The following is a 23,728-nucleotide window of genomic DNA, read 5'->3' on the forward strand; positions in this document are numbered from 1 at the left end:
ACGTTCTGAAACTTTACCAAAATGGGATATCACGATTATCCCATTTTGACTGGTATTTTATTTTTCCGCGAGTCCCTTACCATATTTCTGGACTCCCAACGATTTTGACCAGTTCCTCATGGCTCCACTGCTCAACTATTTTGATTTTCAGTGCTGCTGACTCTTGTTCTTCCCTCATCTGACTACCAGATTTCTGGACTCTCAACTATTCTTGACCTGAATCCTTACCTCAAAACTATTCCTCCTTTCCCATTCTCCCATTCTCTCATTTTCCCATTCTTCCCACTCGCCCAGCGCTTCTCAAGATTTGGCAAGCTAAAATCGCCGCCCCAAATCCGTTATCAATATTCACCACACCCACACCAGTGGCACAAGAATTAAGCATAGTTAAAAGAGGAGCAATCCCGCCAAAACTCGCGCCGTAACCAACACTTGTCGGCACCGCAATCACCGGACAATCCGCTAAACCCGCAACCACACTCGGCAAAGCACCTTCCATACCAGCAACCGTAATCAACACATCAGCATCATCAATCACGTGCCGATTATTCAACAAGCGGTGAATTCCAGCAACTCCCACGTCCCACAAACGCCGCACCTGAAAACCGCAAAGTTCCGCCGTAACTGCCGCTTCTTCCGCCACAGGCAAATCCGCTGTTCCCGCACTGATGATAGTCACAGTACCCGGATGCTGCCAAGTTGGGGAATTAGCAGAAATTGCACAAATTCGAGCTTTTTGGTAGTAGCACAAATCGGGTATTTTTTGCTGCAATTGCTCGAAAACGAACGGTTCAATTCGCGTCGCCATCACCACAGGATTTCGCCCGCGCATCGCCTCGATAATTTCGACAATTTGGTCTGGTGTTTTCCCTGGGCCCAAGATGACTTCAGGAAAACCAGTTCTTAAGGTGCGGTGATGGTCAATTTTGGCAAAATCACCGACTTGTTGAAAGTCAAAATGCTTTAATTTGTCCAAAGCTGCGATCGGGCTAACATCGCCGGCCGCCACGGATTCGAGTAACTTCTGTAAAATTTCAGGTTCCATGAATTAATTTACTAATGACCAATGACTACTGACTAATGACCAATGACTAATGACCAATGACAACTGACAACTGACTATTCGGCAATTTTTAGTTCATACAAATTCCAGAAAGCACCGCCGATCGCACTATAGCGAATTCCGGATACGCGATCGCGCACCGCCTCAAAAGTCAGCGGATTCACCATATAAATAAAAGGCACTTGTTCCGCTATAATCCGCTGCGTCTCCCCATAAAGCTCCTTGCGCTTCGCCTCGTCAAGCTCCTGAGAAGCCTTCACATAAAGGTCATCAATTTTCTGCTCCCACTCCGCCACTTCCCAACCCTTAATCGGCGGTTCTGTCCCTAACGGGCCCTGGTTGAAACTGTGTAAAGTCCCCTTAACAGACCAAATATTGTAGCCGCTGTGGGGTTCCAGCCCTCCCGTAAAACCGCCGAGGTAAGTATCCCAATTTTTAGTCAAACGCAGCTTTTCGACATAAGTGTTAAAACTCAGAAACTGCGTGTCAATTTGCATCCCCAGTTTACCCAAATCTTGTTTAATTTGCGTTCCCATTTGCTCCCGCGCTTTTTTACCAGCAGCCATCAACAAAGTAAAGCGCACTTTGTTACCCTCAGTATCCAACAATTCGCCGTTACTATTATAATTGAATCCTGCACTTAACAGTAACTCTTTCGATTTCTGCGGGTCGTAACTGTAAGTTTTCAATCCCTGTTCTGGAGACAAGTAAAACGGGCTTTGCGCCGGAATTGGGGAATGCAGCGGCGCGCCAAGTCCGCGATAGATATTGTTAGTCATGGCGTCGCGGTTGATGCCATAGGCTACGGCCTGCCGAAACTCCTTACTCGCGAACCAGCGAGACTTAACCGGGTCTACAAACGGCTGATTTTGAGGATTGCGCCCCTTATTCAGATTGAAACACATAAACACGCTGCCAGTATCTGGGCCGCCATTAAACACCGTATATTTGCCACGTTTTTCCTCCCGTTTCAGCAGCGGGAACACCTCCGGCTGCACGTCCAGAGTATCCAAATCGCCCGATCGAAAATTTAGCAATTGATTATCCGTATTTTCGATAATTTGCCAGACAATTTGCTGGATATAAGGCTGACTGTTACCTTCTGTATCTTTGCGCCAAAAATATGGATTTCGTTCCAAAACAACGCGCTGGTTGGGAGTATAGCTCAACATTCGGTATTGGCCGTTACCGACAATTTTTTTGGGGTCAGTATCCGTGCCCCAAGCAGACAGGTATTTAGGCTTACCGTCAGCCTCTGTATTGGTGGCATATTCCTGCAAAATATGAGCTGGTAAAATTGGTATTCCCCCAGCAAATCTAACAAAAGGAGCAAAAGGTTCTGCCACTGAAAATTCAACGCGGCGGCTGTCAATTTTTTTGAGTTTGGGCAATTGACGGCTTATACCAACCCTCAGAGTATCTTTCAATCCGCTAGGAATTTTATCATTGAAATAAATTTTTTCATAGGTGAAGATAATGTCATCAGTTGTCATCGCTTCGCCGTCAGACCATTTCAAGCCATCTCGCAGGGTGAAGACAATCTTTTTGCCATCTTTAGAAACTTCCCAGGACTCTGCTAAACCAGGTTCTAGCTTCGATGTCAAGCCGTTTTCGTTGAGCAATCCCTCGTACATATAGCCAAAAACGCTATATGCAGATTGATTTAGCGGGTAATTGAAGGTAGACGGGCCGCTGGGGGTGGGAACGATGAGTCTGTTTGCTAAAGTCGATCGCACCGGAGTACAAGCAGACAGACTGATAGTGGCAATTAGAGCTAGCAAAACAGCCAGCCAGCGGCGCTTTGAATGTAAAATAGGGAAATTTTTCATAAGAATTTAGTTTACCACCTGCGTGCAATTATGACTGAGATTGTAGCCAACCCAGAAAGTCTTCAGTGCGCGAAAAATACTTAGTTATCCCGACTTCCTGCAAAGCATCTCGAACTTTCGACAGACCAAATTCTTTGACGTTACCGCTGAGAAATACTTTGCTTTCTGTAGAATGCGATCAGGCATGACTAAGGATACAGTGTAGAATCAAATTGTCTGTTGGGTCTTTTTTGATGATAGCTGTGTTTAAACTCGATTGAATAATCTCTGGATTTAGTACAATCATTTCTGCATTTTCTGACATCAGAGAAATTGCTTCTCGCAACCGCAATTCAAGTTCATCTATTCGTTCTAGATAGTAAAGTAATGACTCTTCTAGGTAAAAAGATAGAGATGCGACTTTTTGAGAGGTAACATCTCGCTTTGTTTCACTAATTTGACGACTTAGCTGTTCCTTAAAAGAGTTGTGTCGCTTCAACTCGTCCTCGAAAGCTGACCAAGCCGACCTATAACAAACGCTGGGTATGACTAACTGAACTGAGGAAGACAAATCTCTAAGCAACATAATTGCTTCAGCCTCACGCCCTGTAGCAATACTCATCAGAAAGTTGGTCTCGATATATATAATTGCCACCTAATTCCACTCCTGATTTTGTTGTTTCACCTGCGAGTAATGGCAGCAAACCGATGGCTGCTATCTGCTCCGATGCTGGCGAAATCTTTGATTTCCAGTTATAATCTAAGTCATGCAGCCACGTTTCTATCAGCCCGCCAAGGGTAAGTTCAGAGAGCCATTTACTGCCAAACGTAGGCATATAATAGCGACATATTTCACCAGTATTGAGAGTGCAAACAGGTTCTGATAAATTCACGCCATCCCATTTGAAAATCAAAATTTTTTCCGCGTCAATAAACATAGCATAGGGAACGATCGCGTTTTTTTTAGACAGGTTAGCTAATACAGCTTTCAGCCAATCGATCGCGCGATCGACAATTTTCTGTTTCGCCGCTGGTTCTTCAGCTTGAATAATTTTAACCTCGATTAGCACCACTATGCGATCGTCCTTATCCAACGCGATCACATCCGCGTCTACAGGAAATTGTAACTCCCAGTTGTCAGTGTCCATGATTTCAGGCTTCCTAGCGATTTTGGATTAAACAATTGACTCCACAGTCAATTTTAGATGATAGAGTTCTATTTTTGGCCCAGCAAAACTACAGCATAGGCTGCAATTCCTTCCTCTCTCCCCACGGGGCCTAACTTTTCGTTAGTAGTAGCTTTGATGCCAATTTGGTCGGGTTTTAATTGTAAAACACCAGAAAGCCGATCGCGCATTTGCTCAATATGCGGTTTCAGCTTCGGACGTTCGGCCACCACCACCGAATCAATATTGCCAATTTCCCACCCTTTATCTAATATTAACTGATTGACTTGTGCCAGCAACACTAGACTGTCTGCACCTTTCCATTTCGGGTCAGTTGGCGGGAAATAAAGCCCGATATCTCCTAAACTGAGAGCTCCCAGCATCGCGTCCATGATCGCGTGGGTGAGCGCGTCAGCGTCGCTGTGTCCTAATAAGCCTAATTCGTGGGGAATGTGTACGCCACCGAGGATCAGAGGGCGTTCTGGAACTAAGCAGTGAATGTCGTAGCCGTTACCAATGCGGATGTTCATGTCAAAAAGTAGATGTTTGGGGAACGCAGACAGTAGGAAATTATTGCACAGTTTGTCTGGCGATCAGCGAGTTTTTTGGGCGATCGACTTGTTTTACTTTTGGGCAGATATTGGAGGAATGCGATCGGCCGTTAAAATTACTACTTTCCCATCTTGCCAAACAGCAATAGATTCACCTAATTTGCGGTGTCTTTCTATAGCTGCGGCAACTGCCGATTTCAGTCCAACATTAATTTTTGTAGATAAAAGTTGTCTGGGTTTTGATTGTTTCATTTTATTTTTGAGTTATTTGATTCCAGCTTTCAACATTATAGATTATCTGTTCTTCCTCGATACTCCCTTCTGCCACTAACTGAGCAGTTTCGTGAGAGTTGTCATAGATAATCCAATTGTCGCACAGTGGCAAATACAGAGCAATCAAATTTCGCAGTCCTCTGTCATAGCGACGGCGGATGACATCTTCTGGGATAGAATGACCGCCGCTAGCTACCCGTCGGGCTACTCTTGCTATGGCTAGTTCTGGCGATCGCAACCAAAAGTAAATTAAGTTAATTGTATAATCTTTTGTTTTACAACTTCTGAGAAAAGCTGCAAAGCTGCGGGCCGCCAGAGTAGTCTCAAAGGCAAAATCAGTTCCAGAATTAGACAGAGTTTGCAGTCTTTCTAGCATGATGCGTCCGGCGGTAATGGCTACGGACTCTTGATTGAATGGTGAAAGTGCCGCCGCGATCGCATCAGCATTGATATATTCAAAACAGTCCAGAAAGTTGGGCAATAAACTCATTGATGCTGTGGTTTTCCCGGAACCGTTAGCGCCGCCAATTATGTAAAGATTCGGCATACATTCAACAGTTAAATTTACACTAAAGAATGAAAATTAAATAACTTACAATCTTTATTGTTCTTGTGGGATGGGCGTCCCGCCCGTTCTTTCTGGACGGGCGGGACGCCCATCCCACAAACTTGTGTAAATTATTTAATTTGCGATCCTAACTTTAGTTAATTAATCCGCTAGCAAATCCGGCCGCCTTTGGCGAGTTCTGGCAATTTGCTGTTCCTTGCGCCAGCGAGCAATTTGGGCGTGATTCCCAGACAGCAACACATCGGGCACCTTCAATCCCCGAAAATCCGCCGGCCTAGTGTACTGCGGATAATCCAAAAGCCCGTCTTCAAAACTCTCAAACTTCAGGGAATCTTCCTTTGCTACAGTTCCCCGCAGCAATCGCAAAACCCCATTAATCAAGGCCAAAGCGGGAATTTCGCCCCCCGTGAGCACAAAATCGCCCAGAGACACCTCGCGAGTGACCAAATGCAGCACTCGATCGTCCACACCCTCATAATGTCCGCAAATCAACACTAACTGATCGCATTCCGTCGCGAATTCCCGAAACATCGGCTGCTGCATCGGTTCCCCTTGCGGAGTCAGCAAAATCACCTCCCGCCTCGGCAAAATCGGCAGCGACTCCACCGCCGCAAAAATCGGTTCCGGCTTCATCAGCATCCCCACTCCACCCCCGTAAGGCTCGTCATCGACTCGCTGGTGCTTGTCTGTGGTAAAATGGCGGGGATTGACAAAATTTACCTCAGCAATCTTTTTAGCTAAGGCTTTGCCCATCAGTCCCGATGCTAGGGGAGCCAGGAAAAAGTCTGGAAATAGGGTAACAACGTCAAATCGCACAATAATTGGAATTTATTGACACATCACCCTCTAGTTTGACCCTTAGAGGTAGATCGGTTTTCAGTAATTGCTTTATTTTTTATAATTTCTTATAATTTCTGAGAATTTTTGTAAGTTAAATTCTCTTCCTTTGTTTACGGGCTAGTTTTGTATAAAGATCATCTGTTCTCAGAAATCTGTTCTCAGGACAGCCGATGCGAGTAAACTCACCCCAAACGACTGCGGGATAGTCCTACCCCGCACCAAAAAAATATTCACTCTTAAAAAGCCCCATTGTACCCACAGCCACGGCAAAATTAAATTTCACATCTCACAGAGGAAGACACACCATGCAGCAGTTGACATCTCAAGCCCTAGAACACAATATTGCCCAGCGCACAAAAACCTCGATTATGGTCATCGGGGGGGCCGAAGACAAAGTTCACGGGCGAGAGATTCTGAATACCTTTTTTTGCCGTGCTGGGGGTGCAAACGCTCGGCTGGCGATCGTCCCCTGCGCCTCGCGAGATCCCGAAGGAATTAGCAACCGCTACCGCACCATATTTGATGAAATGGGCGTTAGCGCCGTCAAAGTCATTGACATCCGCGAACGCGAACAAGGCGAAAACCCAGTCTGGAAAGATTATTTAGAAGACTGTACAGGCGTATTTATCACAGGTGGCGACCAACTGCGACTCTGTGGGCTGCTGGCTGACACCCCGCTGATGGAGAAAATTCGCGAATATGCTCTTTCGGGCAAGATTACCCTCGCCGGCACCAGCGCAGGTGCTGCGGTGATGGGATATCACATGATTGCAGGCGGCGGCAGTGGCGCCCCGCCGAACCGTTCTTTAGTAGACATGGCAAACGGACTGAACATTATTCCTGAGATCATCGTAGACCAGCATTTTCACAACCGCAACCGCATGGCTCGCTTGCTGTCGGCTGTGGCTTGCCATCCCGATCGCCTTGCTATTGGTATTGATGAAGACACCTGCGCTTTGTTTGAGGGAGATGATACTATGAAAGTTCTAGGTAAAGGCACTGTGACTATTGTTGATTCTAGGGAAAATTTTTATACCAACGAAGCCCTAGTAGGAGCGACAGAACCCTTAAGTCTGTTCAATATGCGCTTGCACGTTCTGTGTCACGGAGATTGCTACAATATGCCCCTAGGCAAACCAATGCCATCGGCAGCCTGTTCCGAGTCGGGATGGCCTGTGGAATGCCGCACAGCTAACTAAACGCAGAACATTAGAGTCATTGATTCGGGAGAAATTATGCGGCATTCCGGCCGAATAATGGATACGACGAAAGGATATATTCCGAACCAGCCACAGGCTGACGCCAGAAGGTAGAATCACAGAAGATTCTACCTTCTGACTTCTAGTTTATTGCTGCCATTGACTTGTACTTCTGTTTAGCCGATCTCTCAGCCATAAATTTTCAACACTGGCCAGTCCAAAAACGGGTACAAGCCCCGACGCTATGAATGTGGAGAACCCAAGATTTTAGATCAAAATTCAAGCTTCCAGGTTGATCTGTAGAATAAATCTCAAATCTCAAATCTCAAATCTCAAATAGACTGGCGGCCCATAACTGGAAATTCAATGCCAAACTGTTCGCAGCGAACAGTCGATCGAGCAATCTAGATCCAAATTGAATAAATGCTCCAATTACCTATAAGATTTAGCGACCCATACCCCTCTTACTGTCATGAAAATACTTAAAATTCAGACGTTACGCGGCCCCAACTACTGGAGCATCAGACGCCACAAACTTGTCCTCATGCGTCTGGATTTAGAAGAGTTGGCAGATAAAACCACAGCGCAAATTCCTGGATTCTACGAAGGGTTGATTGCCGCGCTGCCGAGTTTGGACGACCATTACTGTTCTCCCGGCCATCGGGGAGGCTTCCTGCAACGTGTCAGAGAAGGCACAATGATGGGACACGTCATCGAACACGTAGCCCTAGAACTTCAGCAAATGGCAGGAATGCCGGTCGGCTTCGGTCGCACCCGCGAGACTGCCACACCAGGCACTTACCAAGTAGTAATCGAGTATCAAAACGAACAAGCAGGTCGCTATGCTACCCGCGCCGGTGTGCGGATGTGCCAGAGCATTGCCGATACTGGCTCTTATCCAGCCGCAGAATTAGTCCAAGATTTAAGAGATCTCAGAGAGTTTGCTTTGTCGGCTGCCCTTGGGCCGAGCACGGAAACACTGATTAAGGAAGCAGAAGCTCGCGGTATTCCCTGGATACCCTTGAGCGCCCGGTTTATGATTCAACTAGGCTACGGGGTACACCAAAAGCGGATTCAGGCAACTCTGAGCAACCGCACGGGAGTTTTGGGGGTAGAACTAGCCTGCGATAAGGAAGGTACTAAAAATATCCTCGGTGCTGCCGGCGTGCCGGTTCCCAGAGGGACGGTGATTAATTATTTGGATGAACTGCGCGCGGCGATCGAAGATGTCGGCGGTTTTCCGATCGTCCTTAAACCCCTAGATGGCAACCACGGACGCGGAATTACGATCGACATCAACTCCTGGGAAGTAGCAGAAGAAGCCTACGACTTAGCCAGCGCAGCATCGAAAACCAAAAATGTGATTGTTGAGCGCTATTACACCGGCCGCGACCACAGAGTATTAGTCGTCAACGGGCAAGTCGTAGCAGTAGCAGAACGAGTCCCCGCTAACGTCGTGGGTAACGGCAAGTCTACAGTAGAACAGCTCGTTGAAGAAGTGAACCGCGATCCACAGCGGGGAGACGGACACGACAACGTGCTCACCCGGATCACGATCGACAAATTGACCCTCGATTTGCTGCAAAAACAAGGATACGCGATGGACTCCGTAGTGCCCGCCGGCGAAAGAGTATTTTTGCGCGCGACAGCAAATTTGAGCACCGGTGGCATTGCAGTCGATCGCACCGACGAAATCCACCCCGAAAACGTCTGGCTGTTTTCCAGAGTCGCCAAAATCATCGGTTTGGACATCGCCGGCATTGACGTAGTAACATCCGACATTTCCCAACCCCTGCGCGATACGAACAGCGTCATCGTCGAAGTCAACGCCGCACCGGGTTTCAGAATGCACGTCGCGCCGAGTCAGGGTTTGCCCCGCAACGTCGCCGGCGCAGTCTTCGATATGCTTTTCCCATCGCCTCAACCCAGCCGGGTGCCGATTTTAGCGGTAACTGGAACCAACGGCAAAACTACAACCACTCGCCTGCTGGCCCACATTGTCAAGCAAACGGGTCAAATTACCGGTTACACGACTACCGACGGCACTTACATCGGTGAATATTTGGTCAATAGCGGAGATAATACTGGGCCGCAGAGTGCTCAGTTGATTTTGTCCGATCCGACGGTGGAAGTGGCGGTGCTGGAAACGGCTAGAGGTGGAATTTTGCGATCGGGCTTGGGCTTCGATCAGTGCGATGTGGGCGTTGTTTTGAACGTCGCAGCCGATCACTTGGGCATCGGCGATATCGAAACCGTGGAACAACTAGCCAAGCTCAAGAGCGTCCTCGTCGAGTCAGTAATGCCCAAAGGCTATGCAGTTTTGAATGCAGACGACCCGCTGGTATCACATATGGCGCAGCGTGTCAAGGCTCAAATTGCATATTTTTCGATGAACCCGGACAACGAACTGGTTGCCAAACACACCGCAGCGGGCGGGCTGTCTGCGATTTACGAAAATGGGTATTTGTCAATCTTAAAAGGCGATTGGACACTGAGAATTGAGCAGGCTGTGAATGTGCCGCTGACGATGGGCGGGCGCGCGCCGTTTATGATTGCTAATGCTTTAGCGGCTTGTTTGGCGGCTTTTGCCCAAGGAGTGAAAATAGAGGATATTCGATCGGCTTTGTCAAGCTTTCAAGCATCCGTCGGTCAAACTCCCGGACGGATGAATTTGTTTAATTTGGGCAGCTATCACGCTTTGCTGGACTACGCCCACAACCCGCACAGCTACAAAGCTTTGGGCAGTTTCGTGCTGAATTGGCAGGGAATGCGGATCGGGGTAGTTGGTGCGCCAGGGGATAGACGAGATGAAGATTTTGTCACCCTGGGCAAACTTTCGGCCGATATGTTTGATCGTATTATTGTCAAAGAAGATATTGACAGACGTGGCCGAGAACCCGGTGTCGTGGCTAAGTTGATTTGTCAGGGCATTGCCGAGGCGATCGCTGCACGCACCCCAGATCAATCCAAAGTTCAATACGAGTTGATTCTCGACGAAACAATTGCTGTTAACAAGGCTTTAGATGAAGCGCCGAAGGGCAGTTTGGTGGTGATTTTACCGGAAGGCGTCACCAAAGCTCTGACTTTGATTGAAGCGCGGAAGCCGATTCAGGAATCTGTGGTAAATGCTGCTATTGTCGATCGGGTTTCTGAATCGCAGAATAGTTTAAAACCGACAGTGGTAAATCAAGGCTAAACTGTAAATTTTCATTGAATTAATAGGTTGGGTTGACTTGTGTTAAACCCAACCTATTTGTTTGAGGAATTACGTAGTTTTTGTGCTTTTTAAAATTTTAGCCTGCTCCATCGCCAGTATGCAAATCTTTCAATAATTTTTCGGCCAGTTCAATCAGTTCGCATACAGATTTTTGCGTAAGTTGTGTAGTTTTAAACCCGTGAGCAATAGCATTCCGCAAAGAAAGCGCATTCATTAATAACTGATACTCAGATTTAGAAATTACGCCCTCTACCGTCAGTTGTTTCACTAAATACAGCGGATATAATCTTTGCAAACTTAGCTCTTCTTTCTGGGCAACAATCCTCAAAGTTGCCTCAACTAAAGACCAAGAATATAGCATTGCTGACTCTAAATGTTGTGTGACAAGTTGCTTGGCAACTTGTAAACCCAACTCTATTTCATGTTCTTGAAAAGAATCCTCAGCTTTGGGAACCTCGACTGCATCCTCCGAGTTAGTCATCACTAACTCAAACCTCCAACCAGGATTTTCTGCTACTGCTTGGGCTAAATTGCGTAGATATGTACTAGAGGGTGAGTTGAGTGAAGCGCGTGACTTGACTACAATAACCACCGACTCTTCGCCCCGGCGCACTATCAGATCCGGGCGATAGCTTTTAAGGAAGTCCGGTAAATCTTCAGAGTTTGGATGAAATGAAATTTCATAACCTTTCTCACGATACTCCTCTGCTAGTTTTAGCAGTCGCTCTCTTTCTATGTTTGCAGTTGCGGTTGCGATCATGTCAGTACCTCTTGATCAGGAGCATCAATTACGACAATGTGCAAGAATTCATTACCACGGGCAAATCCTTCCGCCAGAATTGAGGTCATATTTTCTACTTTAAAGTTACCTGATAAATTCCTCTTGCGGGCTAGGACATCAGTTACTTGATCGTCATCGACATAGCGTCGCCCGATAATTGCATCTTGAATTGGCTTTACTATATTGTCCACATCGATTTTAACAGAATCGTAGAAATAAGTTATCTGGAGCATAACTAGGCCAGTAGCTGTTTTCTGCTCCGAAGACCAGTATTTTTCTGCCTCTTGCCTCACCGTGATTTTCCAAGCTTTAAGACGATCTCGCCTACGAGCTTGTTGTGATACTGGTGGGCCATCTACTATGAACTCAAATCTCGCCAAAGTGTTTCTAAATAGAAGACTGGGGATTATTTTACATCTTAACTGTCGCCCACTGAGTAATCGGTGCCAGTTGTAGGGTGCGTCGCTCGTTTAATCTGGCATTGTGGGGCGAGAGTTGTTTTTGGCGACGCACCCTACGTTGAATTAAGTGAACCGTATTGTGCTAAGCAGTTCCGCATTTAAATTGTGTGTCAATAATCAATCAAACAATGAGTGGGGTGGGCACGCGAGCCCGCGTCGAATATGCAATTTAAATGCAGAATAGCTTATACTTAAGAAAAACTTTGTAAATCTTCCTCAGATAGCTGAGCTATTTTCATTAATGCTCTCAAGGTTCCAACTTTCAAATCTTGATTTCGGTGAACAGGAATTGACAAAATTTGTTCTAGTTCCGGGTTTTCATAGATATGATGACTGCCGGTAACTCTTTTCAAAACCCAACCTTTCTGCTCTACTATTTTACAAAGTCGCTTCCCCGAAATAGATTTCATACAGCAATTTCCACAACTCGATCTGTGGAGGCAATTGCTTCACGACTATTAGCAACTTCGAGCCAACCTTCAATCGCATCTTTTAAATTAATTATTACTTCTTCTATCGTGTCTCCTTCAGTTATGCAGCCGGGAAGCCCTGGAACTTCTGCCCAATAGCCACCTTCTTCTGCGGGATGTACGATCGCTCTAATTTTCATATATTTATTGAGGTATTTTTCAAGCACTAAAGCCATAAAAACCCGGTTGCTACGCAAAATCTTCGTTGTGAACGATCGACTTTAAGGCAGAAGCCGGGTTTTTGACTCCGCTTGTATCTAGGAATATCGTCAAACATATTATAGCAAATATCAATACTAAAGCGTCCTAACCGCCTTGGCGCTTGCTATCAAGCAAAATCGCCAGATCGATCGCCAATCCGAACCAATCTAACTATAGAATAAGGAAAAAGCAAGCAGCAGGGTTGAAAAATGAATGAAGCCGATCGCACCAGAGTCGAAACATTCATCACACGCTGGGACGGTTCTAGCGGTAACGAACGGGCAAACTACCAGCTATTTTTTGCGGAAATGTCCGATGCGCTGGGAGTCGATCGCCCGATCGATAAAGGCAGAATTCCCAACGATCCCTACTGCTTTGATAAAGATGTCAAAATTTTTCACCCCAGCGGGAAAGTCACTCCGGGGTTTATCGACTTTCACAAAGCAGAGCATTTTTTAATAGAAGCAAAACAGGGCGGAACCACGGGTAAAAAGGGAACTGCAAAGCGAGGAACCAATACCTATTTGCGAGAAATGGAGAAAGCCTTTGTGCAAGCAGTTGCCTATACGCGCAGTCTCAGCAGCAAACCGCCGTTTTTGTTAACTTGCGATATTGGCGATCATTTTGAGTTGTGGATGGGCTTTAGCGGCGACTATGGCGGCTATGGGGCGCGGCGAGAAATTGGATTGACGGAACTCCGAAAAGCGGATGTTTTCGATTTATTTGTGGATATTTTCAGCAATCCGCAGCAGCGCAACCCGGAGAAGATTGCGGCGCGGGTGACGCGGGAAGTGGCGGCAGATTTGGCAGAGTTGGCGAAGGGAATGGAGGCGAATGTCGATCGCGCCAGCGACTCCCAAAAGGAGTATCCGCAGCAAGTCGCGCAGTTTTTGATGCGCTGTATTTTTACTATGTTTGCTGAGGATGTCGGGTTGCTGAAGGAACATCTGTTTACGAAGGCGCTAGAAACGCGATGGATTCTCAACCCTAAGACGTTTAAACCGGAGGTAGAGGCGCTGTGGGAAGCGATGAATGAGGGGACGATTTTTGGTTTTCATGGCAAGTTGTTGCGGTTTAATGGCGGATTGTTTGCGGATTCTACGGCGTTTGCGTTGACAAAGGCGCAGTTGCAGGTGTTGTTGCAGGCGGCGAAGCGGGATTGGTGTAATGTGGAACCGGCGATTTTTGGGACGTTGTTGGAGAGGGCGCTGGATACGCGGGAAAGAAGTAAGTTGGGGGCGCATTATACGCCGCGATCGTATGTGGAACGCTTGGTAAAACCTGTAGTGATGGAGCCTTTGGGCGATCGCTGGATTGCGGTACAAGCGGAGGTTAAACAGTTGCTCAACGCGGGGGAAGCGGAACCGACTGCAAATCAGCAAAAAAAGGCGATCGCAGTTTTAGAAGCATTTCTGACGGAGTTACAACAGGTGAAAATTCTCGATCCGGCGTGCGGATCGGGGAATTTTTTGTATGTGACGTTGGATTTATTAAAAGGGTTGGAGTCGGAGGTGTTGCGGCGTTTGGAGGATGTCACAGGCGCGGCGCAGTTGCGGTTGGATATTAATCAGGTGAATCCGAGTCAGTTTTTGGGGATTGAGATTAATCCTAGGGCGGCGGCGATCGCAGATTTGGTGATTTGGATTGGCTATTTGCAGTGGCATTTTCGGCGATTTGGGGATCTTCCGCCGATCGAACCTGTGTTGCGGGAGTACAAGAATATTGAACACGGGGATGCGGTGTTGGCCTATGACGGGGTAGAACCTGATGTCGATGCGGCGGGGAAGGTACGGACTCGCTGGGGGGGACGGATGATGAAAAGTCCGGTGACTGGTGAGGATATTCCCGATCCGACAGATCAAGTAACGATTTATCGGTATTTGAATCCGAGGGCTACGGTGTGGCCGGAGGCGGATTATATTGTGTCGAATCCGCCGTTTATTGGAAATGCGAGGATGCGGGAGATGTTAGGGGATGGGTATGCAGAAACGTTGAGGAAAGTTTATAAGGATGTGCCGGATACTGTTGATTTTGTAATGTACTGGTGGCACAAAGCAGCGGAATTGGTTCGATTGAGTCAAGTTGAGCGATTTGGATTTATTACCACAAACAGTATTCGCCAAGTTCGGCAGCGGAAAGTTATTGATTTTCATTTTGCACAGAAGAGTCCAACCAGATTAATTTTTGCTATTCCCGATCACCCTTGGATTGATGGAGGTGCAGCAGTCAGAATTGCAATTACAGCAGGTGAATTAGATGACCTCAAAAAGCCTGTAAGGATTGCCGAACTTGGTACAGTAGTTGCTGAGTGTGAAGGAGAGACACCCGAAGACTCAGCAGAGCAAGTAGAAGTGCAGTTGCAGAAGGTAGGGCTAATTTTTAGTAACCTTCAAGCTGGTGCTGATTTAACTCAATCTCAACCGCTTCTGGCTAATGATAGGATCTCCAGTCGAGGTGTTATGCTATTTAGTTCGGGGTTTATTGTTGAGCAATCTGACTTTAAAGAGATTGAGTCTGAAGTTCTTTTCTCATACATCAATGGACGAGACTTTATGCAACGTTCTCGCAATGTGCGCGTCATTGATTTATTTGGTCTAAAAGCTGATCAAGCTCAAGAACTATATCCAAAAGCATTCCAATGGGTGTTAGATAAAGTTAAACCTGAACGAGATACTAACCGTGATAAGAGCCTCCGAGAAAACTGGTGGATATTTGGTCGTCCCAGAACTGAAATTCGACCAGCACTAAAGGCACTACAGCGTTACATGGCTACAGTAGAAACAGCGAAACATCGAGTATTCGTATTTTTAGATCGAAATGTTTTACCTGATAATATGTTGATTGCGATCGCCCTTGATGATGCTTATTTCTTGGGAGTTCTTTCGAGTCGAATTCATGTTGTGTGGGCAGTAGTAGCAGGCGGAACATTAGAAGATAGACCGCGTTACAACAAAACTCGATGCTTCGACCCCTTCCCATTCCCCGACCCAACCGAAACCCAAAAACAAACCATCCGCGAACTCGGAGAACGCCTCGACAGCCACCGCAAACGAGTCCAAACCGCTAACCCCGAAGTCACCATCACCGGGATGTACAACCTCCTCGAACAACTCCGCAAAGGCGAACCCCTCAACGACAAAGACAAAGCCTTCAACCAAAAAGCCCTAGTCTCCACCCTCAAACAAATCCACGACGAACTCGATACCGCCGTATTTGCCGCCTACGGTTGGGAATCCACCCTCACCGACGACCAAATCCTCGAAAACCTCGTCACCCTCAACGCCCAACGCGCCGAAGAAGAACGCAACGGACACATTCGCTGGCTGCGCCCCGACTACCAATCTCCCGGCGAAACCTATGTACAACCAACTCTCGAAGGTATCACCACCGAAACCGAAACCGCGATTATTCCCACCGAACAACAACCCTTTCCCAAAACCCTCAAAGAGCAACTTTCCGCCATCCGCGACTTATTGGGCACCCAAAGCGGCGAATGGACTGCTACCCAAGTCACCTCCCATTTCAAAGCAGCAAATCGCAAACAAAAAGTCATTCTCGACTGTTTGGAAAGCTTGGAAGATTTGGGAATTTTGCTCAGTCACGATGAAGGTGGCGTGACTTTCTGGCATCTTGCAGAAGTTTAGGGCGTTGCACTTGTTATCATGAGCTTATCCATCAAGAGGTTATCTAATGCTAGAAACCACCATCTTAGAAACCCTGGTCAAGTTGCCAGATTCCCTGAAACAGGAAGTGCTACACTATGTAGAATTCTTGGCGGCAAAATATGCAACTAACGAGTTTGCCGTAAATCCTCCTCAAAAGAAACGTCAAGCAGGGATGATGAAAGGCACATTTGTTTTACCGCTTTCCGATAACTTTGATGTACCATTAGAGGATTTTCAGGAGTATATGGAATGAGTGCATTGCTCCTCGATACTCACACTTTTATTTGGTTTTCAGAAAATGCTCCTAACCTATCACTTACCTTGAAGGAGCAGATTGAATCCGCCGATAGAGTCTATTTGAGTATTGCCAGTCTTTGGGAAATTGCCATCAAAGTCAGCATTGGTAAACTGAAACTGCAAACAGACTATGCAGACATCGAAGCTCAGTTACCTGCTGCTGGCATCTTGTTACTGCCAATTTCATTTGCGGATACTGTACAGGTTCGCAACCTACCATTCCATCATCGCGATCCATTCGATCGCATTTTAATTGCTCAATCCATTAATCATTCTTTAGTTTTAGTCAGCCGTGATGAAATGTTTGATGCTTATGCTGTTCAAAAACTCTGGGAATAAACTAGATTATTATCGCCAGTGCATCGAAAAGTTACTGATCGAATCGGGTGAAGACCCGCCAATTAATGGTCAGATAGAAGTAGAATTTGTTTTTGACAAAGAACGCGATCGCTATCTGGTTATCGATTTAGGATGGAATGAACATCACCGTATTTATAACTGCTTCATTCACTTAGATATCAAGGATGGAAAAATTTGGATTCAGCGCAATCAAACCGATCGAAGTTTGGCTGATAAATTAGTACAAATGGGGATTTCCAAAGAAGAGATCGTGTTAGGAGTTCAGCCTCCCTATGCGCGAGAGTATACAGGGTATGGAGTTGCATAGGAAATTGCCTCTCCATTAAATTTTCGGTATCGATAATATATTGAGTCATAGGGCTTCAGACTCAGGAAAATCGATATCGGAATTTCGATCGCGGCGATATGCTTCAACATATTTCGTGACTTCATTTAGCAACGGATTACATCTCAAAAGAGGTGAAACATTCAACATCGGACGCGCCTCATACCAAGCAATCCGATCGTCAATTTCTAGCTGATTATCCAGATAAAAACTAATCGCATCAAAAACTTGAGCAGCCGTCACGAGTTGAAGTAACTTCTGTGGGATTTCTTCAGGCTTTATTCCCGATTTCCAAAACACCACAATATCCCGTACAGTAACTTGAGTGTCTGCAATAATCGGTTCCCCCTGCAAAACTTCAGGATTGCGGGTGACATAGCGAGAAATGCTTGTAGAAGATAGCGAACTGGTCATGACGACCTCATAAAACAATGTAAACTAACTTTCATATTAGCATAGTGGACAGAAGACACCTATCATGATTCATCTCTCTCATCTCTTCCTCTGTGTTCTCTGCGTACTCTGTGGTTAAATAATTCCGATCCAAATCAGAATTGATATTACCCCTTAACTACCACCCACTGAGTAATCGGTGCTAGCGGTTTCCAACCCACAAAAGAACCGATCGCCCCAGCGCGCTGAATCCCAATTCTGATCAATTCGCCGCCGTGCAAAGAATGCCATTGCAAAACCTTTAATTCGCTTTCAACAGTCACCGCATTTACCACCAAACGGCCGCCTTCACCTAAAGCATTCCAACAAGTTTCTAACAAAGCCTCAGCAGTGACACCGCCGCCGATGAAAATAGCATCCGGTGGCGGCAAATTTGCCAAAGCAGCCGGTGCGTCTCCCGCCACGATTTTGAGTTCGGGAACACCCAAATTAGAGGCATTTTCGGCAATATATTCCAGTCTAGTTGGATGACGCTCGATCGCGATCGCCCGACAACTCCGATGACACCGCATCCACTCAATCGCGATCGAGCCGCAGCCAGCGCCCACATCCCACAGCAACTCCCCCGGAATCGGCGCTAACGCAGACAGAGTAACGGCTCGAACCTCCCGTTTAGTCAACTGTCCATCGTGGCGATAGGCAGAATCCGGTAAACCCGAAGTGCGGGGAAGCAGCAGAGTTTCGCGATCGGCTGTAACTGCAATGGCGATCGCGTTCAAATCCGCCAAATCCGCCACATTCCAAGCCGCTGCAACCCCCTCGATCCGCCGTTCCGCCTCCGACCCCATCCGCTCGAACACAGTCATCAAACTGCTGCCAAAACCCCGCTGTGTCAACAATTCGGCGACTTTTCCCGGTGTGTGTCGATCGGCACTCAACACCAGCAAGCGTGCACCGGGATAGAAAGCAAGGGCGATCGAGGCGATCGGGCGATTTGTTAAACTAAAAGTCTCAACATCCGCCAGCGCCCAACCCAAACGCGCGCAAATCAGACTAAAAGCCGATGCTGCGGGAATTATTGTCATTTCGGCGATCGGAATTTGGCGCGACAGCGTGACACCAATCCCGTGACACATCGGATCGCCACTTGCGAGCACGCAAACAGACTCTCCTCGACGGCTGATGATGCTGTCAACTGTTGTTTGTAGTGGTGAAGCCCAAATTAATTTTTCGCGGGTGTCGTCTGTTGGTAGCATTGCGAGGTGGCGCGCGCCCCCGACAACGATTTTAGATTGATCGAGTAGGGAAAGGGCGATCGGGCTCAATCCCAAAAGTCCGTCTTCGCCAATCCCCACCACCGAAAGCCATTTGTCCATTGAGTTTTTACTGTTAATTACAACTTATCAATTCTCAAGAATAATATGGGATTTTTATTCATAATTCTTGCTTCTACTTGCCTCATTCCCAGTCTTTCTGCTACTTTTTGCGACTCGATGTTTGGGCGATTCCCTACGGGATAGCTTCGCTTCACGCAGCTTGCGACAACATACTCAAAGCCAAGTTCATCAATAGATACAAAAAAAACCAATATTAAATATGAAGAAAAAAGAGAACGAAGTAATCGGGTTCGGCTGCGTAACTGCGATTGTTCTGTTATTCGGATTCACAGGTATTACGGTATGGGAGAACCGAGCATTTCTACGTCTAGTTGACGGTCCCCCTTGCCTTTACTACGATTCTTCGGAAGTAAATCCTTTAATTGTGGGTCAAACGACTAAGCTAAAAATCGCGAGTACCGACGACCCTTCAGGGTGTAATGTACGAAATACGCAGTCCGAGAAACAGTGGGTGTGGTCGTCTGACAATGCAGGAATCGTCAAAGTTTCCTCAAAGGGAATTGTGACTGGTATTGCGCCGGGAGAGTTTTCCGTCTTCGCAAAAAAAGGTGGAGAAGAAACACTCTCTATGTCCGGTATTGTTTACCCGCCTGATTGGACACTTCGGATTCTACCAGAAGTTGCAACCGTCCGCGTGGGCGATCGCATTACCTTTAAAATGTTTGTCTCCGATTCAAAGGGGAGATTGCTTCCGCCAGTAACTTATTTCCGATTTTCGACTACAGACTATCAGCAACCGATACCTGGTGCACCCAGCAAATCTCCCAATCTGGAGCCGTTGCTTGCTCAAACGCAATCAGCGGGCACATTTCAAGCGCTGCGACCGGGAACTGTTACTATTACTGGGGCAATGGGCGATCGCACTAGCCAAGCCAAATTAACCATAAAATAACAAGTATCGTTGCATTGGTATGAATCTGGGCCAGCGAATCAATTTAACTGAGTCCTGGATGCACTTTAACCAAAGAAACCGGGTTTTTTAGCGAATCTGCGGTCTGCAACCTTTATATTTTTGTAAAAAAGTCTGTTTCTCGCTATTCCTCTGAAAACTATACAAAATTAGCGGGCATTTGTTAAGAAAGTTGAGAATTTTCGCTGCGGGCGATCGACTTGTGATACATTTCTTAAACCTGAAAGCGGGAAAGTCCGGTGCAATTCCGGCGCTGTGCCGCAACTGTGAGAGTCAGAATGCCGATTTCGGGGCGCGTTTTGCGCGTTTACTTGTAGGTTCCCTGCGTCGCACGGGGAAGGAGATTATTTGTTAGTTTTGACTGATTTACCGACTTGTCCGGGCCTATTCTCCGGTTCTCGCGCCCGCGACGGAATATTATCGAGGATGCGGATTCCGGGGGGAATTTTAAGCGTACAACAATGTTGGTCGATCGCCAATTTAGTCGATCGCTACAGTACCGGCTGTTTGCAAATCACAAATCGCGCAAATTTGCAAATTAGAGAATTGCACTCAGAAATTCCCCCAGAAGTTTGGCAAGATTTGCAGGAATTGGGATTAGCGTCTCGCCGCGTTGAAGTTGACCCGATTCGTAATATGATGGCAAGCCCAACAGCAGGAATCGACAGACAGCAGTTACTCGATACTCGCCCCCTAGTGAAAGCTTGGGATGATTACCTGCAAACTCATCCTGAGTTATCGGAACTTTCCGCTAAATTCAGCATTGGTTTTGATGGCGGGGAATTAGTCTCAATCCGCAATTTACGGAACGATATTTTATTAGTAGCAGAAAGCATTCCGACAAATTATGAAATAGTTTTCCGCCTACATTTAAACAGCAATACAGCAATTATTCTCGAACAATCGCAAACTATTTCAGTATTAGCAGCCCTCGCTAATGTCTATCTGGAATACACCAAAAATCGGCCGCGAATTGAGGGCAAAAAACCGCGCTTGCGGCACTTGCTAGCCGATTGGGGCGTTGAAAGTTATCTCGAAAAAGTAGAGACAAAATTGCCGTTTCCCTTGAGGCGAAGCGCGATCGAACTTTCAGAAAGAGCGATCGAACCTAACGCCAATCTCGGCATCCACCGTCAGCAACAGTCGGATTTCTCCTACATCGGCATTGCCCTGCCTTTAGGCAAGCTAGAATCAAAGCAACTGCGGAATTTGGCAAACTTAGCCAAAAATCTCGCCAACGGCACTCTGAGGCTTACACCGTGGCAAAATCTGGTGATTTCCGACATCCCCAACTCCCAAGTTTCTGAGGTCAAACAGCAAATCGCCGATTTAGGATTGCACTCATCCGCAACTAACCTAGATTCCTGCTTAGTTGCTTGCGCCGGTAGCAGCGGCTGCGCGTCGGCGGCGACAGATACTCAAAGTCACGCCCTAGAAATGGCGAGGGATTTAGCGCAAAAACTGACGATCAACCGATCGATCAACATCCATTTCAGCGGCTGCGAAAAATCCTGCGCCCAACACCAGCCAATAGACATCACCCTAATAGGAATTCAGATTGAGCAGGGAAACCAGACGATCGCAGGTTACAACATTTATGTAGGTAAAAAAGACTTGCCCTTTGGACGGCAAATCTTCCCCGCTGTGACTGTCACCGAGATGCCCCGCGCGATCGAGCAAATGCTTCGAGTATATCAGCAGTTGCGAGAACATCGGGAGTCATTTGGCGAATTTTGCGATCGATGGGCGATCGACAAATTGCAGAAATTACTTAGCCCAGAAAATCAGAATTAAAACAAAAAATATCCATTAAAACCGAAAAATTGTAATCATCTCCCCTTCTCTTTCTTACTTCGCGCCCTTAGCGCCTTTGCGGTTCATTTAAAAAGCTATTTCATCAATCAAACAAACTACCCATAATAACAATTTCAAATAAAGTTAAGTACAGTCTTTTAATGCCCAATGCCCAATGCCCAATGCCCAATTCCCAATTCCCAATTCCCAATTCCCAATTCCCAATTATTTTAATGATTGACTACATCCGAGACGGAACAGAAATCTACACAAAATCCTTCGCCACAATCCGCGCCGAAGCAGACTTGTCAAGCCTACCAGCAGACTTAGAAACAGTCGCCGTGCGACTAATTCACAGTTGCGGAATGATCGACATCGTTACAGACTTAGCAGCTTCCCCCGATGCCGCCACCCACGGGCGCAAAGCCCTCGCAGCAGGCGCGCCGATTCTGTGCGACGCCCGAATGATAGCCGAAGGCATCACTCGCAAACGTCTCCCCGCCGACAATCCAGTGATTTGCACCCTCTGGCATCCCGATGTCCCGGAGTTGGCGCGCCAAATCGGCAATACTCGATCGGCAGCAGCACTCGATTTATGGCTAGATAAGTTAGATGGTGCAGTTGTCGCGATCGGCAATGCCCCGACTGCTTTATTCCGACTGCTGGAAATGCTAGATGCGGGAGCTCCCAAACCAGCGTTAATTCTGGGTTTCCCGGTAGGATTTGTGGGGGCGGCTGAATCCAAAGCCGAACTCGCTGCCAACAGTCGGGGAGTGCCATTTATCGCGCTACACGGGCGCCGAGGTGGCAGTGCAATGGCAACGGCGGCCGTGAATGCGTTAGCTCAAGAGGACGAACTATGACTAAGACTACTGGTAAATTGTACGGATTGGGTATCGGCCCTGGCGATCCGGAATTGATTACATTGAAAGCTTATCGGATTTTGCAATCGGTGCCGGTGATTGCGTATCCGGCGATGGAAAATGGTAAGGTGCTGGCGCGGGCGATCGTCGCAGATTATTTGCGTCCAGAACAAATTGAGATTCCGATGCCGCTGCCTTTTAGTCCCACGCGATCGTCTCAACCTTATTATGATATTGCAGCCGAGAAAATTGCCGCCCACCTCACCGAGGGCCGGGATGTGGCGGTTTTGTGCGAGGGCGAACCTTTTCTCTACGGCTCGTTTATGTATTTGTTTAACCGCTTGTCGGGAAAGTTTACTACCGAAGTTGTGCCGGGAATTTCTTCGACTATGGCGAGTGCGAGTGCGCTGGGAGTGCCGCTGACTTATCGTAACGATGTGTTAAGTATTATGCCTGCGACGCTGGATGCGGATATTTTGCGCGATCGGCTGGCGCTGGTTGATGCTGCTGTGATTATTAAGCTGGGGAGGCACTTTGCGAAAGTCCGGGATGTGCTGATTGAGTTGGGACAGTTCGATCGCGCACTATATATAGAACGCGCAACTATGCCGAATCAGCGAATTCGGGCGATCGCAGATGTCGATCCGGCAGAGGTTCCCTATTGGGCACTGGTGATGATACCCAGCCAGCAAAAGTCTGTATCTTGAGCTCACAGACGGATACTTGCTTCAAGACAGGAGTTATGGATCTCAAACAAAGTTTACAAATGAGAGATATCGGCCAGATTTATCTGTGCAGTCAATCTAAAATCTCTCATCTCTCACCTCAAATCAACTGACTATCCCGTGCCTGAAAGCGGCACACTTCCAGGCTTATCCTTTTTGTGTCAATTCTTTGCCTTTTTTCCACAATTTACGATAGTTATAGCTCAAGCTTATATCTCCCATCAGTTAAACTGTTGTTACATCTCTTTACAAAGCTGAGAATATGCTTTATGTTTATTACATGGCGGAACACAAAGCCGTCACGAACATTGAAAAATACATAACGCAATCATAAAACAATGACAGCAACCTTACAGCAGCGCGAAAGCGCCAATCTGTGGTCGCAGTTTTGCAACTGGGTC

The 23,728-nt window shown here is 47.0% G+C and carries 24 protein-coding genes and 1 riboswitch; of the genes, 10 read left to right on the plus strand and 14 right to left on the minus strand.

Features of this window, described 5'->3' with window-relative positions; all coding sequences use genetic code 11:
* Positions 1-265: 265 nt before the first annotated feature.
* The 8 genes from larB to trmD all read right to left on the minus strand — a co-directional run bounded on the left by larB (position 266) and on the right by trmD (position 6,245).
* On the minus strand, positions 266-1,045 hold the full coding sequence (gene larB, locus QUB52_RS24510) for a nickel pincer cofactor biosynthesis protein LarB (RefSeq protein ID WP_332974058.1): 780 nt from the start codon (positions 1,043-1,045) through the stop codon (positions 266-268).
* 74 nt (positions 1,046-1,119) lie between these two features.
* Complete coding sequence (locus tag QUB52_RS24515; protein WP_265238956.1) at positions 1,120-2,892, minus strand: ABC transporter substrate-binding protein; 1,773 nt, start codon at positions 2,890-2,892, stop codon at positions 1,120-1,122.
* A 178-nt stretch (positions 2,893-3,070) separates the two neighbouring features.
* A complete protein-coding gene (locus tag QUB52_RS24520) occupies positions 3,071-3,493 on the minus strand; it encodes a hypothetical protein (RefSeq protein WP_332974059.1) in 423 nt (140 codons plus the stop codon).
* Positions 3,471-4,019, minus strand: a complete 549-nt coding sequence (locus QUB52_RS24525) for a hypothetical protein (protein ID WP_332974060.1) — start codon at positions 4,017-4,019, stop codon at positions 3,471-3,473. The genes QUB52_RS24520 and QUB52_RS24525 overlap by 23 nt, the downstream gene beginning before the upstream one ends.
* Positions 4,020-4,087: 68 nt before the next feature.
* Positions 4,088-4,567, minus strand: coding sequence for a 2-C-methyl-D-erythritol 2,4-cyclodiphosphate synthase (gene ispF / locus QUB52_RS24530; protein WP_265238959.1), 480 nt, complete (start codon positions 4,565-4,567; stop codon positions 4,088-4,090).
* Between the two features lie 93 nt (positions 4,568-4,660).
* Positions 4,661-4,840 (minus strand): hypothetical protein, encoded by a 180-nt coding sequence (locus tag QUB52_RS24535; RefSeq protein ID WP_265238960.1) that lies wholly within the window; start codon positions 4,838-4,840, stop codon positions 4,661-4,663.
* Between the two features lies 1 nt (position 4,841).
* Entirely contained in the window at positions 4,842-5,408 is a 567-nt protein-coding gene (locus tag QUB52_RS24540) for a zeta toxin family protein (protein ID WP_265238961.1), read from the minus strand.
* A gap of 162 nt (positions 5,409-5,570) precedes the next feature.
* Positions 5,571-6,245, minus strand: a complete 675-nt coding sequence (trmD, locus tag QUB52_RS24545) for a tRNA (guanosine(37)-N1)-methyltransferase TrmD (protein ID WP_265238962.1) — start codon at positions 6,243-6,245, stop codon at positions 5,571-5,573.
* Between the two features lie 329 nt (positions 6,246-6,574).
* On the opposite strand from trmD, the gene QUB52_RS24550 reads away from it, so the two are divergent.
* On the plus strand, positions 6,575-7,468 hold the full coding sequence (locus QUB52_RS24550) for a cyanophycinase (protein WP_265238963.1): 894 nt from the start codon (positions 6,575-6,577) through the stop codon (positions 7,466-7,468).
* A gap of 472 nt (positions 7,469-7,940) precedes the next feature.
* Positions 7,941-10,664, plus strand: coding sequence for a cyanophycin synthetase (cphA, locus tag QUB52_RS24555; RefSeq protein ID WP_332970496.1), 2,724 nt, complete (start codon positions 7,941-7,943; stop codon positions 10,662-10,664).
* Between the two features lie 97 nt (positions 10,665-10,761).
* Here the strand turns inward: cphA and QUB52_RS24560 are convergent, their stop codons facing one another.
* The 4 genes from QUB52_RS24560 to QUB52_RS24575 all read right to left on the minus strand — a co-directional run bounded on the left by QUB52_RS24560 (position 10,762) and on the right by QUB52_RS24575 (position 12,537).
* Positions 10,762-11,445, minus strand: a complete 684-nt coding sequence (locus QUB52_RS24560) for a hypothetical protein (protein ID WP_332974063.1) — start codon at positions 11,443-11,445, stop codon at positions 10,762-10,764.
* Positions 11,442-11,846 carry a RusA family crossover junction endodeoxyribonuclease gene (locus tag QUB52_RS24565; RefSeq protein WP_332970498.1) on the minus strand — a complete coding sequence of 135 codons (405 nt, stop codon included), beginning with the start codon at positions 11,844-11,846 and terminating at the stop codon, positions 11,442-11,444. The genes QUB52_RS24560 and QUB52_RS24565 overlap by 4 nt, the downstream gene beginning before the upstream one ends.
* Positions 11,847-12,118: 272 nt before the next feature.
* Positions 12,119-12,337 carry a type II toxin-antitoxin system HicA family toxin gene (locus QUB52_RS24570; protein WP_332970499.1) on the minus strand — a complete coding sequence of 73 codons (219 nt, stop codon included), beginning with the start codon at positions 12,335-12,337 and terminating at the stop codon, positions 12,119-12,121.
* Positions 12,334-12,537: a type II toxin-antitoxin system HicB family antitoxin gene (locus tag QUB52_RS24575; protein WP_106148859.1), complete on the minus strand. Its 204-nt coding sequence runs from the start codon at positions 12,535-12,537 to the stop codon at positions 12,334-12,336. The genes QUB52_RS24570 and QUB52_RS24575 overlap by 4 nt, the downstream gene beginning before the upstream one ends.
* Before the next feature lie 270 nt (positions 12,538-12,807).
* Here QUB52_RS24575 and QUB52_RS24580 point away from each other — a divergent pair, with 270 nt between their 5' ends.
* From QUB52_RS24580 to QUB52_RS24595, 4 genes are read left to right on the plus strand one after another with little or no spacing between them, the layout of a single operon-like run.
* The gene (locus QUB52_RS24580) at positions 12,808-16,242 is read left to right on the plus strand and encodes a class I SAM-dependent DNA methyltransferase (protein ID WP_332974065.1); all 3,435 of its coding nucleotides are present in this window, start codon (positions 12,808-12,810) and stop codon (positions 16,240-16,242) included.
* A gap of 46 nt (positions 16,243-16,288) precedes the next feature.
* The gene (gene vapB, locus QUB52_RS24585; RefSeq protein ID WP_265238969.1) at positions 16,289-16,516 is read left to right on the plus strand and encodes a type II toxin-antitoxin system VapB family antitoxin; all 228 of its coding nucleotides are present in this window, start codon (positions 16,289-16,291) and stop codon (positions 16,514-16,516) included.
* The gene (locus tag QUB52_RS24590) at positions 16,513-16,899 is read left to right on the plus strand and encodes a type II toxin-antitoxin system VapC family toxin (protein ID WP_265238970.1); all 387 of its coding nucleotides are present in this window, start codon (positions 16,513-16,515) and stop codon (positions 16,897-16,899) included. The genes vapB and QUB52_RS24590 overlap by 4 nt, the downstream gene beginning before the upstream one ends.
* Positions 16,874-17,227 (plus strand): XisI protein, encoded by a 354-nt coding sequence (locus QUB52_RS24595; protein WP_265238971.1) that lies wholly within the window; start codon positions 16,874-16,876, stop codon positions 17,225-17,227. Before QUB52_RS24590 ends, QUB52_RS24595 begins: the two co-directional genes overlap by 26 nt.
* A gap of 45 nt (positions 17,228-17,272) precedes the next feature.
* Here QUB52_RS24595 and QUB52_RS24600 read toward each other — a convergent pair whose 3' ends face one another.
* The gene (locus QUB52_RS24600) at positions 17,273-17,659 is read right to left on the minus strand and encodes a DUF433 domain-containing protein (RefSeq protein ID WP_265238972.1); all 387 of its coding nucleotides are present in this window, start codon (positions 17,657-17,659) and stop codon (positions 17,273-17,275) included.
* A gap of 146 nt (positions 17,660-17,805) precedes the next feature.
* Positions 17,806-19,014: a precorrin-6y C5,15-methyltransferase (decarboxylating) subunit CbiE gene (gene cbiE / locus QUB52_RS24605; RefSeq protein WP_332974067.1), complete on the minus strand. Its 1,209-nt coding sequence runs from the start codon at positions 19,012-19,014 to the stop codon at positions 17,806-17,808.
* A gap of 220 nt (positions 19,015-19,234) precedes the next feature.
* Here cbiE and QUB52_RS24610 point away from each other — a divergent pair, with 220 nt between their 5' ends.
* The 4 genes from QUB52_RS24610 (at position 19,235) to QUB52_RS24625 (ending at position 23,309) form a co-directional block, all read left to right on the plus strand.
* A complete protein-coding gene (locus tag QUB52_RS24610) occupies positions 19,235-19,927 on the plus strand; it encodes a hypothetical protein (protein WP_332974070.1) in 693 nt (230 codons plus the stop codon).
* Positions 19,928-20,157: 230 nt separating this feature from the next.
* Positions 20,158-20,237, plus strand: a riboswitch (adenosylcobalamin-variant (AdoCbl-variant) riboswitch).
* 56 nt (positions 20,238-20,293) lie between these two features.
* Positions 20,294-21,739 carry a precorrin-3B synthase gene (gene cobG, locus QUB52_RS24615; protein ID WP_332974072.1) on the plus strand — a complete coding sequence of 482 codons (1,446 nt, stop codon included), beginning with the start codon at positions 20,294-20,296 and terminating at the stop codon, positions 21,737-21,739.
* Between the two features lie 233 nt (positions 21,740-21,972).
* Entirely contained in the window at positions 21,973-22,602 is a 630-nt protein-coding gene (locus QUB52_RS24620) for a precorrin-8X methylmutase (RefSeq protein ID WP_332974075.1), read from the plus strand.
* On the plus strand, positions 22,599-23,309 hold the full coding sequence (locus QUB52_RS24625; protein WP_265238977.1) for a precorrin-2 C(20)-methyltransferase: 711 nt from the start codon (positions 22,599-22,601) through the stop codon (positions 23,307-23,309). Before QUB52_RS24620 ends, QUB52_RS24625 begins: the two co-directional genes overlap by 4 nt.
* Positions 23,310-23,728 lie beyond the last annotated feature (419 nt).

The organism is Microcoleus sp. A6-C6 (genome assembly GCF_036705955.1).
Classification (GTDB): Bacteria; Cyanobacteriota; Cyanobacteriia; order Cyanobacteriales; family Microcoleaceae; genus Microcoleus.

Bases quoted from the DNA above. Each gene is read 5' to 3' on its own strand.
- QUB52_RS24525 (WP_332974060.1), bottom strand. From the start codon at position 4,019: ATGGACACTGACAACTGGGAGTTACAATTTCCTGTAGACGCGGATGTG.
- QUB52_RS24520 (WP_332974059.1), bottom strand. From the start codon at position 3,493: ATGAGTATTGCTACAGGGCGTGAGGCTGAAGCAATTATGTTGCTTAGA.
- QUB52_RS24610 (WP_332974070.1), top strand. From the start codon at position 19,235: ATGAAGAAAAAAGAGAACGAAGTAATCGGGTTCGGCTGCGTAACTGCG.
- QUB52_RS24590 (WP_265238970.1), top strand. From the start codon at position 16,513: ATGAGTGCATTGCTCCTCGATACTCACACTTTTATTTGGTTTTCAGAA.
- QUB52_RS24620 (WP_332974075.1), top strand. From the start codon at position 21,973: ATGATTGACTACATCCGAGACGGAACAGAAATCTACACAAAATCCTTC.
- cphA (WP_332970496.1), top strand. From the start codon at position 7,941: ATGAAAATACTTAAAATTCAGACGTTACGCGGCCCCAACTACTGGAGC.
- larB (WP_332974058.1), bottom strand. From the start codon at position 1,045: ATGGAACCTGAAATTTTACAGAAGTTACTCGAATCCGTGGCGGCCGGC.
- QUB52_RS24595 (WP_265238971.1), top strand. From the start codon at position 16,874: ATGCTGTTCAAAAACTCTGGGAATAAACTAGATTATTATCGCCAGTGC.
- QUB52_RS24600 (WP_265238972.1), bottom strand. From the start codon at position 17,659: ATGACCAGTTCGCTATCTTCTACAAGCATTTCTCGCTATGTCACCCGC.
- cbiE (WP_332974067.1), bottom strand. From the start codon at position 19,014: ATGGACAAATGGCTTTCGGTGGTGGGGATTGGCGAAGACGGACTTTTG.
- QUB52_RS24570 (WP_332970499.1), bottom strand. From the start codon at position 12,337: ATGAAATCTATTTCGGGGAAGCGACTTTGTAAAATAGTAGAGCAGAAA.
- QUB52_RS24550 (WP_265238963.1), top strand. From the start codon at position 6,575: ATGCAGCAGTTGACATCTCAAGCCCTAGAACACAATATTGCCCAGCGC.
- QUB52_RS24625 (WP_265238977.1), top strand. From the start codon at position 22,599: ATGACTAAGACTACTGGTAAATTGTACGGATTGGGTATCGGCCCTGGC.
- QUB52_RS24535 (WP_265238960.1), bottom strand. From the start codon at position 4,840: ATGAAACAATCAAAACCCAGACAACTTTTATCTACAAAAATTAATGTT.
- QUB52_RS24560 (WP_332974063.1), bottom strand. From the start codon at position 11,445: ATGATCGCAACCGCAACTGCAAACATAGAAAGAGAGCGACTGCTAAAA.
- vapB (WP_265238969.1), top strand. From the start codon at position 16,289: ATGCTAGAAACCACCATCTTAGAAACCCTGGTCAAGTTGCCAGATTCC.
- QUB52_RS24575 (WP_106148859.1), bottom strand. From the start codon at position 12,537: ATGAAAATTAGAGCGATCGTACATCCCGCAGAAGAAGGTGGCTATTGG.
- ispF (WP_265238959.1), bottom strand. From the start codon at position 4,567: ATGAACATCCGCATTGGTAACGGCTACGACATTCACTGCTTAGTTCCA.
- QUB52_RS24515 (WP_265238956.1), bottom strand. From the start codon at position 2,892: ATGAAAAATTTCCCTATTTTACATTCAAAGCGCCGCTGGCTGGCTGTT.
- QUB52_RS24580 (WP_332974065.1), top strand. From the start codon at position 12,808: ATGAATGAAGCCGATCGCACCAGAGTCGAAACATTCATCACACGCTGG.
- QUB52_RS24540 (WP_265238961.1), bottom strand. From the start codon at position 5,408: ATGCCGAATCTTTACATAATTGGCGGCGCTAACGGTTCCGGGAAAACC.